This is a genomic window from Ruegeria sp. K7 (assembly GCF_056531785.1).
In genome coordinates this window covers 20,342-32,650 of the sequence record NZ_JBQFMJ010000009.1, presented here as the reverse complement: position 1 = coordinate 32,650, position 12,309 = coordinate 20,342, and the positions used below count along the sequence as shown (strand labels likewise).

General features: G+C 56.0%; 12 protein-coding genes. 9 read left to right on the top strand and 3 right to left on the bottom strand.

Features of this window, described 5'->3' with window-relative positions:
• The first annotated feature begins 2 nt into the window (after window positions 1–2).
• The 4 genes from ACR0FE_RS14860 (at window position 3) to ACR0FE_RS14845 (ending at window position 3,394) form a co-directional block, all read left to right on the top strand.
• The gene (locus ACR0FE_RS14860) at window positions 3–950 is read left to right on the top strand and encodes a branched-chain amino acid ABC transporter permease (RefSeq protein ID WP_170611741.1); all 948 of its coding nucleotides are present in this window, start codon (window positions 3–5) and stop codon (window positions 948–950) included.
• The gene (locus tag ACR0FE_RS14855; RefSeq protein ID WP_480913564.1) at window positions 947–1,678 is read left to right on the top strand and encodes an ABC transporter ATP-binding protein; all 732 of its coding nucleotides are present in this window, start codon (window positions 947–949) and stop codon (window positions 1,676–1,678) included. The genes ACR0FE_RS14860 and ACR0FE_RS14855 overlap by 4 nt, the downstream gene beginning before the upstream one ends.
• Window positions 1,678–2,385: an ABC transporter ATP-binding protein gene (locus ACR0FE_RS14850; RefSeq protein ID WP_170806730.1), complete on the top strand. Its 708-nt coding sequence runs from the start codon at window positions 1,678–1,680 to the stop codon at window positions 2,383–2,385. Before ACR0FE_RS14855 ends, ACR0FE_RS14850 begins: the two co-directional genes overlap by 1 nt.
• A 175-nt stretch (window positions 2,386–2,560) precedes the next feature.
• A complete protein-coding gene (locus ACR0FE_RS14845; protein ID WP_480913562.1) occupies window positions 2,561–3,394 on the top strand; it encodes a hypothetical protein in 834 nt (277 codons plus the stop codon).
• A 41-nt stretch (window positions 3,395–3,435) separates the two neighbouring features.
• Here ACR0FE_RS14845 and ACR0FE_RS14840 read toward each other — a convergent pair whose 3' ends face one another.
• Window positions 3,436–5,292, bottom strand: a complete 1,857-nt coding sequence (locus ACR0FE_RS14840; RefSeq protein WP_170611855.1) for an SLC13 family permease — start codon at window positions 5,290–5,292, stop codon at window positions 3,436–3,438.
• Window positions 5,293–5,561: 269 nt separating this feature from the next.
• Window positions 5,562–6,434 carry a LysR family transcriptional regulator gene (locus tag ACR0FE_RS14835; protein WP_170806728.1) on the bottom strand — a complete coding sequence of 291 codons (873 nt, stop codon included), beginning with the start codon at window positions 6,432–6,434 and terminating at the stop codon, window positions 5,562–5,564.
• A 202-nt stretch (window positions 6,435–6,636) separates the two neighbouring features.
• Between ACR0FE_RS14835 and ACR0FE_RS14830 the strand changes: the two genes are divergently transcribed.
• From ACR0FE_RS14830 to ACR0FE_RS14815, 4 genes are all read left to right on the top strand, one after another.
• A complete protein-coding gene (locus ACR0FE_RS14830) occupies window positions 6,637–7,653 on the top strand; it encodes a TRAP transporter substrate-binding protein (RefSeq protein ID WP_170611752.1) in 1,017 nt (338 codons plus the stop codon).
• 62 nt (window positions 7,654–7,715) lie between these two features.
• Window positions 7,716–8,279, top strand: a complete 564-nt coding sequence (locus ACR0FE_RS14825; RefSeq protein ID WP_170611754.1) for a TRAP transporter small permease — start codon at window positions 7,716–7,718, stop codon at window positions 8,277–8,279.
• Window positions 8,279–9,619, top strand: a complete 1,341-nt coding sequence (locus ACR0FE_RS14820) for a TRAP transporter large permease (RefSeq protein WP_170611756.1) — start codon at window positions 8,279–8,281, stop codon at window positions 9,617–9,619. The genes ACR0FE_RS14825 and ACR0FE_RS14820 overlap by 1 nt, the downstream gene beginning before the upstream one ends.
• Window positions 9,620–9,643: 24 nt before the next feature.
• Entirely contained in the window at window positions 9,644–10,132 is a 489-nt protein-coding gene (locus ACR0FE_RS14815; RefSeq protein ID WP_170611758.1) for a universal stress protein, read from the top strand.
• A 113-nt stretch (window positions 10,133–10,245) separates the two neighbouring features.
• Here ACR0FE_RS14815 and ACR0FE_RS14810 read toward each other — a convergent pair whose 3' ends face one another.
• Window positions 10,246–11,760, bottom strand: a complete 1,515-nt coding sequence (locus ACR0FE_RS14810) for a malonate--CoA ligase (protein ID WP_480913559.1) — start codon at window positions 11,758–11,760, stop codon at window positions 10,246–10,248.
• Window positions 11,761–12,049: 289 nt separating this feature from the next.
• Here ACR0FE_RS14810 and ACR0FE_RS14805 point away from each other — a divergent pair, with 289 nt between their 5' ends.
• Window positions 12,050–12,307 carry a metal-sensing transcriptional repressor gene (locus ACR0FE_RS14805; RefSeq protein WP_170611769.1) on the top strand — a complete coding sequence of 86 codons (258 nt, stop codon included), beginning with the start codon at window positions 12,050–12,052 and terminating at the stop codon, window positions 12,305–12,307.
• Window positions 12,308–12,309 lie beyond the last annotated feature (2 nt).

Sequence of the window (12,309 nt, the reverse complement as noted above, 5' to 3'; positions counted from 1 at the left end):
AGATGGGGCTGCGCTGGTTTCACTTTGCCCTCTGGGGTGGTCTGATTGCGGGGATGTTCCTGTTGCCTCAGGTCGTTTCCAACGGAACACTGCGTACGATGATCTTTGCCAACTACTTGGCGATCTTCGCGATCAGTTGGGACGTGCTGTCCGGGCGGACAGGATACGTGAGCTTTGGCCACCCTTTCCTGATCGGCATCGGAGCGTACACGACCGCCATTCTTACCAAACGGTTTGATGTGCCGGTTGAAATCTCGATCCCGGTCGCGGTGCTGGTCACCATGGCAGCCGGACTGCTGGTGCTGCTGCCTGCGCTGCGTATTCGCGGAAGCTATTTCGCACTGGTTACACTGGCCTTCATGGAGCTGCTGTATCAGCTGGTGCAGGTGATCCGTCCGGATCTGACTGGCGGCACACGCGGGATGTCTGGTATCCAGACCCTGACGCGGGGCGCAGCAAACGGATACTACCTGTCGACCGCCCTGATGCTGAGCGTCGCCGTCAGCATGTGGCTGCTGATGAAAACCCGGCTGGGAACAGCGCTGGCAGCGATCGGCATGAACGAGGAAAGCGTGCGCGGCTCGGGGCTCAGCACCACCCGGCTGAAAGCGTTTGCCTTTTTGACCAGCGCGTTTATCGCAGGGCTGGGCGGGGCTTTCTATGTGCACTATCTGGGATCACTTGCCCCGCGTGCGCTGTTTGACATCAACTTCCTGTTTACCATCATCGTTGCCGCACTGCTGGGCGGTACATCGACCATCATTGGGCCGATGATCGGCGCATTCTTCATGACCTTCCTGCTGGAATACCTGCGGCCGGTCCTGCCGGGGGCCGAGCGGTATTTTGTCTACGGCGCCATCGCGCTGATCCTCTACATGTACCAACCCAAAGGGCTGGTGGAACTGGTGCGGCGCGGATTCACCCGGCTGCGGAAAGGGGGTGTGGCGTGACTGTGGCGCTGGAAGTTTCCCATCTGATCAAACGCTTTGGCGGGCTGGTGGCCACGAATGGTCTGTCCTTTTCCCTCAAAGAAGGGGAATCTCTGGGTCTGATCGGTCCGAACGGGGCGGGCAAGACCACCGTGTTCAGCCAGATCATGGGCGAGCTGCGACAGAACAGCGGCACGATCGAACTTTTCGGGCAGGAGATATCGGCCCTGCCCACGTCCCGGCGCATTCGGGCGGGCGTCAGCCGCACGTATCAAATCCCGCGGCCCTTCGGCGACATGAACGTGGCCGAGAATATCCGCGTGGGCCTGATGCCTGACAACATCTGGCGCATGATCACCAAATCCCCTGACACGGATCTGGAACGGGAACTTGCCTTGAGCGTCGGCTTCACCGAGGCTGACCTGCAACGGACACCGTCCGAACTGGCCATGGGCGATCTGCGCAAGCTGGAAATGGCGCGCACCATGGCCACCGCGCCGCGTGTGATGCTGCTGGACGAGGTGTTTGCCGGTTTGACGGTGGGGGAAATCGCGCAGATCTCGGACCTCATCCAGTCCATGCGCAAGGACGGCATGACTTTTCTGATCGTCAGCCACGATCTGCCCGCGCTTGAACCCCTGATCGACCGTGCCATTGCAATTGAGCGGGGAACGATGATCGCCGAAGGCACATTCACCGAAGTTATGAATGACAAGGCCGTGCAGGCCTCGTATCTGGGGGGCGCCTGATGTCCTATCTGGAAATCGAAAACCTGTCCGCATTCTACGGCAAGGCGCAGGCGCTGACAGACATCTCGATCACGGTCCAGCCGGGCGAGATCGTGGCCGTCGTCGGTCCGAACGGTGCGGGTAAGTCCACCCTGCTGGACAGCATAATGGGGATGGTCAGAACGGAAGGCGATATCCGGCTGCGCGGCCACAGTCTTGCAGGCCGATCACCGGCCGAAATCGTGCGCCACGGCGTCGGTTACGCGCCCGAACGGTTCAACCTGTTTCCCTACATGTCGGTGCGCGACAACCTGATGGTGGGCGCCTATACTGCCCGCGAGGATATCGAAAGCAATCTGGACATGGTCCACAAGCTGTTCCCACGGCTGGCCGAGCGGGAAGGGCAGGAAACCTCGACCCAGTCCGGTGGCGAACGGCAGATGGTGTCCTTCGGACGGGCCCTGATGACCAGCCCCGAGTTGCTGTTGGTCGATGAGCCAACAATCGGTCTGGCCCCGAAAATCTGCCTTGAGATCGCCGAAGTCGTGCGTCAGTTAAACAAGGAATACGGCCTGACCGTGGTCATCACCGAACAAAACGCCAATTTCGCCCTGTCACTGGCTAGCCGTATCTATGTGCTCGAGTCCGGCCGCATGCAAACGTCCGGCACTGCGGATGAACTGCGGAACGACAAAAGGCTGCTCGAAGCGTATTTCGGCGGGCACTGAATCCGATCGGTTCAGTTTTGCGTGCCGTCTCGGCGACAATTCCTCAGAACTACCACACACGACCTGGGTTTTGGTGTTGTCTGCTGCACGGGTTCTGTACCAAATGGGGCGGGTACCGGCGCTCGGGCGTCGAGAACACCCGAGTAGGCGCGGTACAGAAGGATGGGACCAATACATGTCGGAAGAGTTCACGGCTGCAGAAAAGCGCAGGCTTGAAAAACGAGTTCGTGCTGAACGGGTCATGGGCGATAACGGCCATCTGTTCGACCATCCGGTACCCGCTGAACTTCTCACGCCGTATTCCAATGGTGACAATACCGAGCTTGAGCAGATCCGCGTACAAAGGAAATATATCAATCGTGCCAACAACATCCGAAGGTGCTGGAACAGGTTTCAGCTTTACCTTCCCGAGTTGATGTACACCGAAGAACCGCAGGACATATTCGAGATGTCGACGGCGCATGGCGGTATGCTCGAGGTTGCCCGGCACTTTGGCCATACCGTTTTGGGAAATGACTTTCCCAATATGCTCAACAACAAACAAACTGAACTGGCATCCACGCATCGTCGCCTGAACGACGAGACGTTTGTCTGCGAAACCGACAATCACGGCATTCAGATCCCCAAAGACCACAAGGTACACGACTGGCCCTATCGCCCGATTATCGAAGCAATCGATATTCCAATGACGCTGTTTGACGCCGGGCGCACGCCCTATCCATTGGCGGACAAATCAAAGGATGTGCTGATTTGCATGCAGTCGATCGAGCACTATTGCCACCCTCAGGACTGGATGCTGATACTGGACGAGTATTGCCGCATCACCCGAAAGACGATCCTGATCATGCTCAACCCCGTGATCGGTCATTTCGCCAATGATCCGTTTTACACAGAGTGCTTCGAGAAAGCCCGACACGATCTGCATATGTATCGTCGAAATGGGTTCCGGACCACATCGTGTCATATCCAGTGGTCGCAGGTGCTTGTGTTCAAAATCACGGCCGTCTGAGGAAAAAGACCTGCAAGGCTGTCACTGACATGCCTGTAAAATCAATACAGGACGTTGAGCATGAACAGAGACACGAACAGGAACAGGACTGTCATGACCCCGCCGGATCGCACGAAATCCATTACCTTGTAGCCTGCCGGACCCATGATCAGGGCATTCACCTGATGGGTCGGAATGATGAAGCTGTTCGAGGTCGATATGGCAACGGTCAGCGCAAAGACCCCCGGATTGCCCCCTGCGGCAACCGCGATTGAAACCGCAAGGGGCACAAGCAAGACGGTTGCCCCGACATTCGACATTACTAGCGAAAAAGCTGTGGCCAGTATTGCCACCCCAGCCTGAAGCGCCCAAATGGGCCAGCCGTCCAGAATGGTCATGATCTGCTGCGCAATCCATGCGGCCGTCCCGGTATTCTGCACGGCCTGACCAAGTGGAATGAGACAGGCAAGAAGGAAAACGGTGTTCCACCCAACTGCGCGATATGCCTCGTCCACACTCAACACGCGGGTCAGCATCATGCCGGCCGCTCCGGTCAGCAGGCATAGTGACAGCCGGACGTCGGTGAACAGGATCAGCGACAAGGAAATGGCAAAAAAGGCAAGCGCCCAACCGACCTTTTGCGGCCGCAATTCGTCTTGCGGAAAGTCCGTGGTCACAACGACAAAATCCGGATCGCGCTTGATCCGCATCAGGTTGTCCCATCGGGTATGGGCGACCAGCATGTCACCGGCGTGAAATGCTTCAAGGCCGATCTGGGTTGATGCGTGATCATCCGTCTCGACATGGCTGAGCGTTTCTTCCCCGCGATGGATCGCCAGCAAAGACATGCCATAGGTCTTGCGGAACAAAAGCTCGCGCGGGCATTTGCCGATCAGCTTGCTGTCCGGGGTCACGACAACTTCTGCGATCCCGGCATTGGTGGGTGCAAACTCTTCGACGAAGATATCCAGTTCAGGCAGAACAGTCAGACCGAACTTCTGCGCGAACTCCTCGACCACCCAGCGACGCCCGATGATGGCCAGCCGGCAAGGTGCGGCAATCTCGGCAGTCAGAACCTGCACCATCGAGGTTTTCCCGCGATAGAATGTCGAGATGATGTAAAGGTGGTTCTCGTGGTTGATATCGGCCAGAATCTGCCCCACCAGGGGGCTGTCCTCGGGGACGATGACCTCAAAAACGTCTGCCTTGAGGCCGTAGACCCTTTGCAGATATTCTTGCGTGCCTTGCCCGGTCCCTGTTGCATCAGACGCGCCTTCAGTCGGCAGTACCCAGCGCCCCAGCAAAAGAAAATATGCGATACCTGTCAGGATCAGGGCCATGCCGATTGGAGTGACTGAGAAAAGTCCAAACGGTTCGATTTTCTGCCCTTCGGGCAACCCGTCATTTGCCGTCAGAATGAGGTCATTCAGCAAGATCAGTGGGGAAGAACCGACCATAGTCATGGTGCCGCCCAGAATGGCGCAAAAACCCATCGGCATCAGCAGTCGCGACAGCGGAATGCCAGACCTTGAGGAAATTCGGCTGACAACCGGCAAAAACAAGGCCGCCGCGCCGACATTCTGCATGAAAGATGAGATCACTCCGACAGTGCCTGACACGATCGGCAAAACCCGGTTCTCGGCTGTGCCGCCGTATTTCAGGATGACGGCAGCCACTTTGTTCATGATGCCGGTCTTGTCCAATCCGGCACCGACAATCATGACCGCGATGATTGAAATAACGGCGTTGGACGCGAACCCGTCGAACAGTCGAGAGACATTTGCCAGGTTCTCCAACCCGGGCGCATAACTGAGAAGGCCGACGATGACCAAAACCAGTATGGCGGAAAGGTCGATTCTTACGATTTCGGAGACAAACAGGAAAACGGTGAAGGCCAACAGGGCGCAAACCACACCCATCTCGAACGTAAAGGTTACTTGTTCCACAAAGTTCACCGGGAAATTGTATTTTGGTCTTTAGGGAACACTTAACTTATTGGGCTAGCCTTGTCATGAAGTTTCGCCGGCCATGGCGGAAACGAAATAAAGTTATGCCAGGAGCCCGAGCTTTGAACAAGTTGACACACTGCTTGCTCCAACCAATCGGGCACCGTGCTTTCAATGGTGAAGAATCCGATCCCGCTAACTTTGGGTGGTCGAATATAGTAACCGGACCGGCATTTCATAGCCTACCTGTCATGAGCGTCTTTCAGGCATTCAAGAAACACGTTCAACCTGCGCCCTTGCGAAGCGCTTTTGCGCACGATTGCGGCCATGCTTGAGATATATTCCGCAGCTTCGCATCTGACCTCCCTGACTTGACCAGCTTCCACGAACGGCTGTGCCTGATGGGTCGGCAAGAAGCCCAGATAGCAGCCGGAAAGGATGAGAAGCGCCAACGCTTCTTCGCTTTGGACAAAGGCGGACTTTCTCAGTTTCAGTTTTTGATGGATCGACATGTTGGGTGAGTTAAAGCTCAGGCCCGCGTAGGTGTACTTTCGAAGCTCACTTAACTTGAACTCGGTTTCTGCGCGCTGAAACAGCTCGTGATTCCGGCCGCAAAACAGGCGCATGTCTTCGGTATACAGCGGTGAATAGTTCAACATCGGCGATTGGCGGTGCAAGGGGACGATGCCCAGATTGAATCGACCGTTTATGACACCTTCTTCGATCACGTTGGGCGGTTCGACCGAAATATCTAGCGTGACGCCCGGCGCCCGGTTTCGGAACAGGCGAATAGCTTCGGACATTTCGGCATCCGGGTTGGAGGAAGACCGGTCAAAGATTGCAATCTTCAACTTTCCCGCCATTTCGGCGCGAACCTCACCGATAATGTTCTGAAATCTGTCGATTGATGCAAACAGGCTGTCTGCGGACTTCAGGACATGCTGGCCGTCGGATGTCAGCGAGAACCCGGCGGGCCCGCGATGGCATAGTTTCAGGTTCAGGCGGGTTTCGAGATCCGAGATGTGTTTGCTGATAGTTGAACGCCCGATGTTGAGCTCAAATTCGGCGGCGGTGAACCCTCCGCAGGCAACCACGGTACGAAAAATCTGCAGCAAGCGAATGTCCACATCCGAGATGCGCGTAATGGCGAGTTTCTTTGGAATTGAAAGGTTTCCTTTTGTCGAACTTTACGTAGATTACTTTGTATTACCTCAACCGTTTTTGCAACTTATAACTCGCCCACCGGTGACTCCAGTTTGCGCCATACTCACAGGCGTAGGAATGCGATGCCATCGTCACAAATAAGGTGGAGGACTTATGAAACTCATCAAATCATTCTCATCTGTCGCGTTGGCTGCCACGTTTGCCGCCGCGACCTTTGCCGCGCCGGCCATGGCGAAGAACTTCAAGATTGCCGTGGGCGACAGCGGCGGTTCCAGCCAGGAGGCAACCGGCCTTGCCTTCAAGGAAAAACTCGAGGAACTGTCGGGTGGCAATCACACCGCAACTCTGTTTCTGAACGGCCAGCTCGGGTCCGAACAGGACACCGTGAACGAAGCAGCAATCGGCACGCTGGACATGTCGCTGCTGGCGATCAACAACGTCACGCCGTTCTCGCCGACCGTAGGTGTGTTCACACTGCCTTACGTCATCCTCAGCCTGGAGGACGCCGAAACCCTGACCCAGGGCCCCATTGGGCAGGAACTGACCGAAAACACGATCAATGATGCAGGCGTACGCATCATCGCCTGGACCTATACCGGTTTCCGCGTTCTGACGAACTCCAAGAAGCCGGTGAAATCGGTTGCGGATCTGGAAGGTCTGGTTATCCGCGTTCCCAAGAACGAGATCATGATCGACACCTATAAGGCGTGGGGCATCAGCCCGACACCGATGGCCTGGTCGGAAACTTTTGCCGGTCTGCAAACCAAGGTTGTTGATGGTCAGGACAACCCCTACACCACGATCAACGCGATGAAGTTCTACGAAGTTCAGGACTATGTGACTGAAATCCGTTACATCTTCTCGATCGAGCCTCTGATCATTTCCGAGCAGGTATTCCAGGGTCTGTCCGCCGAAGATCAGGCCGCCGTACTGGAAGCCGGGCAGTATGCAACCCAGGCCTCGGCCCAATTCCTGCGCGACAAGGAAGCCGAGATCAAAGCACTGCTGGTTGAAAAGGGTATGGAAATCCATGTTCCCGAAAACGACGAGGCAGAGTTCATCGAACTGGCAACCACAGCGGTCTGGCCGAAGTTCTATGAAAGCATCGGTGGTGTTGAAAAGCTGAACGCCGTTCTGGCCGCCATCGGCCGCGACCCCGTTTCGGAATGAAAATAGTATAAAACAAAGGAAAGCGCCTGACTGGCGCTTTCCATTCTGAGGGAGAGGGACCGATGAAAAACTTCTGGGGAATAGTCGACAACATAGAAAGCTACATCTGTCGGTTTCTTCTGGCAGTCTTTGTATGTCTTTTGTTTTTGCAGGTGGTCGTAAGGACAGTATTCAACTTTTCTTTCTCGTGGGTTGAAGAGCTGTCCGTCTACATGTTCGTTTGGTTCGTGTTTTTCGGCGCCAGCTATGCGGCCAAGATGGGTGCGCATAACCGCGTCACGTTTCAGTTCAAGTTTCTGCCCCCTCGCGCGATCAAATATATCGAGGCTTTCGCGGATCTGTTCTGGATCTGCTTCAATGTCTACTTCGTCTACCTGGCGATCGACTTCATCTTCAACCGCATGAACCGGTTCCAGTCCTCCCAGACCCTGGGGTTCCACCTAAGCTGGGTCTACATCGTTTTGCCGATCACCTTCACCCTGATGACCATTCGTATCCTTCAGGTGAACTACAAGAAAATCATTCTGGACGAAGACCTGCGTGATCCTGACGCGATCGATCTGGAAGAAGTCCGCGCAGACCTGGGCGCTGACGTGGACCACACTGACATTGGGGAGGCAAAATAATGGGCAGTGAAATCGTATATATCCTGTTCGGCGGCTTCCTGTTGCTGTTGTTCATCGGCGCGCCGATAACGGTCGCGCTTGGCGTTTCGACGATGATCACCTTTCTCGTCCTGGACGAGAATCCGATCAAATTTGTCCAGATTGCGTTCACGTCCGTGGGTTCATTCCCGCTCATGGCCCTGCCGGCGTTTATTCTGGCGGGCGCATTAATGGAAGCCTCGGGCCTGTCACGGCGACTGATCAATGTTGCCGAAAGCTTTGCTGGTCCCTTCACCGGCGGTATGTCGGCGGCAACAGTTTTTGCCTGCCTGTTCTTCGGCGCGATTTCGGGTTCAGGCCCGGCGACAACTGCCGCCGTCGGCATGCTGATGATCCCGGCCATGATAGATCGGGGATACGGACGCAACTATGCTTCGGCGATCACTGCATCGTCCGGAGGGCTGGGGATTGTCATTCCGCCGTCCATCCCGCTGATCATCTTCGGCATTGCCGCGCTCGGCATGCCAGCCCCGCCAGAAGCTGTTGCCGAACATGGCACCTTCCAGACCGTGTCCATCCCGAAACTGTTCATCGCCGGTTTCATGCCCGCCTTCGTGATCGCCGGCAGCCTTTTGCTGATGAACTACATCCTGGCCAAAAAGAGCGGCTACAAGGGTACGACCGAGGGCTGGTCCATGCGTCATATCTGGTGCGAAATGTATCGCGGCTTCTGGGCCCTGATGGCCCCGGTGGTGATCCTGGGCGGCATCTATTCGGGCTTTTTCACCCCGACCGAGGCGGCGATCGTCGCGATCTTCTACACACTGGTTGTGGGCGCATTCATCTACCGCGAACTCAGCTGGGAAAAGCTATTCACCTCGCTTGAAACCACCACATGGCTGACGGGGCGCGTGTTGCTGATCATGTTCACAGCAACGGTGTTTGGCCGGCTTCTGGTCGAAAACCAGATCCCTGCACTGATCGCCGAAGGCATGCTTTCCGTCACAAGCAACATCTATGTGATCTGGACGCTGGTCATCCTGTTCCTGCTGTTCGTTGGCATGTTCATGGAAACGCTGGCAACCATTCTTATCCTGGTTCCGGTGATGCTGCCTGTGGCCTACAGCGTCGGCATCGACCCAATCCACTTTGGTGTCGTGATGGTGTGTACGCTGGGGATCGGTTTCCAAACCCCGCCATTGGGCGAAAACCTTTTCATCGCATCCGGTATATCCAATATATCAATCGAGAAGATTTCCGTTGCAGCGCTGCCCTTTGCCTTCATCAATACGGTCGCCATCTTCATCATAGCGTTCTTTCCCGAAATCTCGCTATGGCTGCCGCGGGCGCTTGGGTATTGAGTGCGGACAGAAAGGAACTGAACCATGTTACCTCAGATCAAAGACATCCTGTTCGCAACGGATTTGTCCGAAAACGCCAACAATGCGTTGCGCCATGCCCTGAGCATGGCGCGCGCCCATGGGGCGAAAGTCCATGTTTTGCACGTGACCGAGCCTCTGACACAGGACGCCATCGTGACGATGCGAATGTTCATTCAGGATGATGCATCGCGCAAAAAAGCGATCCGGGACCGCCACGCTTCGGTGAAGGAACTGCTGAAAGAGAACCAGCAGAAGTTCGTGAAAACCCTGACCGAAGAAGGAAAGGAGGCTTACGCGTCTGTCGCCTCGGTGGAGCTGGTTGACGGGCATCCCGCCGAGTCCATCCTGCAGCGCGCGCGCGAGCTGGATTGCGGCCTGATTGTCATGGGCACGCACGAGCAGGGCACCGGACACACCTTCATCGGGACGGTCGTCAAACGGGTGCTGAGACGCTCGACAATTCCAACGATGGTGGTGCCCAACATCACCTGATAGGGGTGTTCAGACTCATCTTGAAGACCTCAGAATCTTCTTTTCACAGCGGTTGGGTTGAGGTTCTTCCGATGGTACGCGAAGGCCCCTAGGGCTCTTGCGGGGTGATCGTGTCACAAGCCCGCGAACAGGTCTTTGAATTGCGCGCGTAGCGCGTTCTTCTGAACTTTGCCCATCGTATTGCGCGGCAACTCATCCAGTTGGATCAGTTTTCGTGGGTGTTTGTAGCGGGCCAGACCGCTGCTGATCGCGGCCTGTATCGCTTCCAGATCGGGGTGCGCGTCCGGTTCCGCAACAATCACACCGACCACGGTTTCACCGAAATCCGGGTGCGGCACGCCGATGACTGCGCTTTCCAGAACACCCGGCTGGTCGTCCAGCGCCAGTTCAACCTCTTTTGGATAGACGTTGTAGCCTCCCGAAATGATCAGATCCTTGTTGCGCCCGACAATGTGGACATAACCGTCTTCGTCTATCCGCCCCAGATCGCCGGTGATGAAGAAACCATCCTCTCGCAACTCGGCGGCAGTTTTTTCCGGCATCTGCCAGTATCCGCAAAACACGTTGGGGCCGCGCACCTCGATCACGCCGATCTCGCCCTGGGGCAACGGACTGCCTTCTGCGTCGCATACCTTAAGCTCGACCCCCGGAAGTGGGAATCCCACCGTCCCGGCCCGCCGTTCACCGTCATAAGGGTTGGACGTGTTCATGCTGGTTTCAGTCATGCCATAGCGTTCGAGAATGCGATGGCCCGTGCGGTTCTCGAACTGAACATGTGTATCGGCAAGCAGCGGGGCCGAGCCTGAGACGAACAGGCGCATATGTGCGGTCAATTCCTTGGTGAAACGCGCGTCATTCAGCAGTCGCGTGTAGAAAGTCGGAACACCCATCATCGCCGTGGTCGTCGGCATCAGTGTGATGATGTTGTCCAGATCGAACTTGGGCAGGAAAACCATACGGCTACCGGCGATCAGGGAGACATTGGTCGCCACGAACAACCCGTGAGCGTGAAAGATCGGCAGCGCGTGCATCAACACATCGTCAGACGAGAACCGCCATTCCTTTGCCAGCGTCCGGGCATTGGACAGCAGGTTGTTCTGCGTCAGCATGGCCCCCTTGGACCGGCCAGTTGTGCCGGAGGTGTAAAGAAAGACCGCCAGGTCGTCTCCTGTACGATCCACAGTTGCAAAGCTGTTCGGCATGGCGGCGGCCTGTTCCATCAATGTGCCACCGCCATCGGCATTGAGGGTTAAAACGCTGGCCCCCATCGGAGTACTGACAGACTTCAGTTGGTCCTCGTTCTGTTCGTCACATACGACCAGAGATGCGCCGCTGTTTTCGATGAAATAGGTCAGTTCCTCGACCGTGTAGGCCGTATTGAGTGGCAAAAACACCAACCCGGCCTGAACACAGGCTGCGTAAAGGGAAAGCGCCTCGGGCGTTTTTTCGACCTGCACCGCGACCCGATCACCGGGTTGCAACCCCATCCGCGCAGTGACATTCGCGATCTGCGCTGCTGTATTCAGAAAGTGGCGATAAGAGATCACCCTGCCATCCGCGAGATGCAGGAACGGTGTGTCTTTGTCCGCATGAATTCCGAACAGGCTGTCATAGAGTGGGTTTGCCAAGAAACTGACCTTTGTATTCGCGATGCAAGAGACCTATCGGCTGAGAATTTCTAGCTCAACGAAAATAGTGGAGCAGCGCGGGATTTTGGGCCGCGTTTCAGGTGGGCTCACGTGTCATCAGGGACAGAACCATAAGAAGCCGTAAGGCAGGCATTCAACAGTGGAAATGAAGTTGTTCGACGGCCCGCAACTGTTCCGACGGTGGCCATTTGTCGAAGTATCGGGACACGTTCGACAAGAAAGACAGATCGATTGACGATATCCCCCGGGGGAGGATAAGGTTCGCCACATGACACACATCCACTCAACCCATCCGGCAATCATTGCACGACTGAAAAGGGCCGAAGGGCATCTGTCCAAAGTGGTTTCGATGCTGGAGCTGCAGCAACCTTGTTCCGACATCGCCCAACAATTGCACGCGGTCGAGAAAGCGATCACAAACGCCAAACGGGCTTTGATCCATGATCATATCGATCATTGTCTGACGGGTGGCGACGATCCGGAAGGAGCCGTGGAAGAGTTGAAAACAATCAGCAAGTACCTGTAATC

What these genes read in the sequence shown, in the direction of transcription:
- ACR0FE_RS14860 (WP_170611741.1), top strand. Translation starts at nt 3, where the DNA reads ATGGGGCTGCGCTGGTTTCACTTTGCCCTCTGGGGTGGTCTGATTGCG.
- ACR0FE_RS14850 (WP_170806730.1), top strand. Translation starts at nt 1,678, where the DNA reads ATGTCCTATCTGGAAATCGAAAACCTGTCCGCATTCTACGGCAAGGCG.
- ACR0FE_RS14845 (WP_480913562.1), top strand. Translation starts at nt 2,561, where the DNA reads ATGTCGGAAGAGTTCACGGCTGCAGAAAAGCGCAGGCTTGAAAAACGA.
- ACR0FE_RS14840 (WP_170611855.1), bottom strand. Translation starts at nt 5,292, where the DNA reads ATGGGTGTGGTTTGCGCCCTGTTGGCCTTCACCGTTTTCCTGTTTGTC.
- ACR0FE_RS14830 (WP_170611752.1), top strand. Translation starts at nt 6,637, where the DNA reads ATGAAACTCATCAAATCATTCTCATCTGTCGCGTTGGCTGCCACGTTT.
- ACR0FE_RS14825 (WP_170611754.1), top strand. Translation starts at nt 7,716, where the DNA reads ATGAAAAACTTCTGGGGAATAGTCGACAACATAGAAAGCTACATCTGT.
- ACR0FE_RS14820 (WP_170611756.1), top strand. Translation starts at nt 8,279, where the DNA reads ATGGGCAGTGAAATCGTATATATCCTGTTCGGCGGCTTCCTGTTGCTG.
- ACR0FE_RS14815 (WP_170611758.1), top strand. Translation starts at nt 9,644, where the DNA reads ATGTTACCTCAGATCAAAGACATCCTGTTCGCAACGGATTTGTCCGAA.
- ACR0FE_RS14805 (WP_170611769.1), top strand. Translation starts at nt 12,050, where the DNA reads ATGACACACATCCACTCAACCCATCCGGCAATCATTGCACGACTGAAA.